Annotated in this window: 2 protein-coding genes; both read right to left on the bottom strand. The window is 46.6% G+C overall.

The window, feature by feature from the left end:
- Positions 1-76: 76 nt before the first annotated feature.
- A complete protein-coding gene (locus Q7P41_RS01925) occupies positions 77-1357 on the bottom strand; it encodes a nucleotide sugar dehydrogenase (protein ID WP_303881713.1) in 1281 nt (426 codons plus the stop codon).
- Positions 1358-2058: NAD-dependent epimerase/dehydratase family protein (locus Q7P41_RS01920; RefSeq protein ID WP_303881712.1), on the bottom strand; the 701-nt coding region annotated here is incomplete at its 5' end.

Genomic DNA, 2058 nt, shown 5'->3' with positions numbered 1-2058 from the left:
CGCGAAAATTGATGAGCGACGGTGAATAATGCGAAATTATGACGATCTTAGCCAAGGCCTTATGCTCCTTCCTAAATTACAACCTCCAAAGATGTATGCCACCAGGCACGCAACATCTGTCCAGCACACCCTTGACGTCGGCAACCACTCCTCCATCGTCTCGCAAAAGGGAAGTTATAAACCCCCAACCCCGATCGACGTAGACACGATGGGGAACGGCAAATACAACCCCATCAGCGGGGGTAAGCTCATCTTCATGAAAAAGCTTTAACCCATAGGCATTTTCCACATCATCCGGGTTAGCCAATGGATCGATCGCCTGAACATATATGCCAAAATCTTCAAGCTCGCGGACTATGTCTATCACCTTCGAGTTTCGTATATCTGAGACATTTTCTTTAAAGGTAATACCTGCTACTGTAACGACAGAACCCTGTATTGTGATCCCCTTCAATATCATTTGTTTTACGAGGGAAGTTGCCACGTATTGACCCATTTTGTCGTTGATACGCCTTCCTGCCAATATAACCTCAGGGTGATACCCTATGCTTTCCGCCTTATAGGTGAGGTAATACGGATCCACTCCTATGCAATGACCACCAACCAAGCCGGGTTTAAAGGGCAAAAAATTCCATTTCGTTCCTGCAGCCTCCAAAACCTCGTTAGTATCTATCCCAAGCTTGCCGAACATAATCGCGAGTTCGTTCATCAATGCGATGTTAAGATCCCGCTGCGTGTTTTCGATCACCTTGGCGGCCTCTGCCACCTTTATGGACGAAGCCCTGTAAATTCCTGCCTCGACCACCGAACCGTAAACGTCAGCTATGATCGACAAGACTTCTTCGTTTTGGCCGGAGACCACCTTTTTTATCTTCTTAAAAGTATGCTCCTTATCTCCCGGGTTTATGCGTTCAGGGGAATATCCGACAAAGAAATCGACCCCACATTTCAACCCCGATGTCCTTTCGATGACGGGAACGCATACTTCCTCAGTAGCGCCAGGATATACCGTTGACTCGTAAACGACTACTGTACCATTTTTAATCCTTCGTCCGACAGTTTCAGATGCTCTAATCAAAAAACTAAAGTCTGGACGGTTAGTACGATCTACTGGAGTTGGTACAGTAACGATGAAAAAGTTGCAACTCTCAAGAATGGCCTCATCGAAGGTGTACTCGATATTTACTTTGCGCAATTCTTCGGTGCTTACTTCTCCCGTCGCATCGATGCCACGCTTTAAGGATTCCACCCTTTTTGGGTTAATGTCAAACCCTACGACAGAGAACTTTTCGGCGAAGGCGACAGCCAAAGGCAAACCGACATAACCAAGTCCAATGACACCTATTTTATATTTCATCTACTTCACCCCGTAGTAATCTTTATACCATTCAACAAAACGCTTAATTCCCACCTCAATTGGCGTGGAAGGTTTAAAGCCTACATCGCGCATGAGGTCGTCCACATCTGCGTAAGTTTCCGGAACATCTCCGGGCTGCAAAGGCAGAAACTCCTTTTTAGCCTCTCTGCCCAAATGTCTTTCCAGGACCGAGATAAAGTCCATCAGCTCCACAGGTCGATTATTGCCTATATTATATAACTTATAAGGCGCAAGGCTCGTTCCCGGATCGGGGTTAATACCGTTCCGTTTCGTATTAGGTTCAGGTTTTTTGTCGATCAGCCGAACGACGCCCTCGACTATGTCGTCTATGTAAGTAAAGTCCCTTTTCATCTTGCCATAGTTAAACACCTTTATGGGCTCCCCGGCCAAAATAGCCCTTGTAAAAATGAACAAAGCCATATCGGGCCTGCCCCATGGTCCGTAAACGGTGAAAAAGCGCAAACCGGTGGCAGGGATGCCGTAAAGATGGCTGTAGGTATGGGCCATCAATTCGTTAGATTTCTTAGTAGCGGCGTATAAGCTTACCGGATGGTCAACGTTATCATGGACGGAAAAAGGCATTTTCCTGTTTGCCCCGTAAACCGAGCTTGAGGAGGCAAAAATTAGATGCCCAGCGCCGTGATGCCTGCAAGCCTCCAAGATGTTTAAAAAGCCTAAGA

This window comes from Acetomicrobium mobile (assembly GCF_937920065.1).
This window is presented reverse-complemented; position numbering and strand designations above follow the sequence as displayed.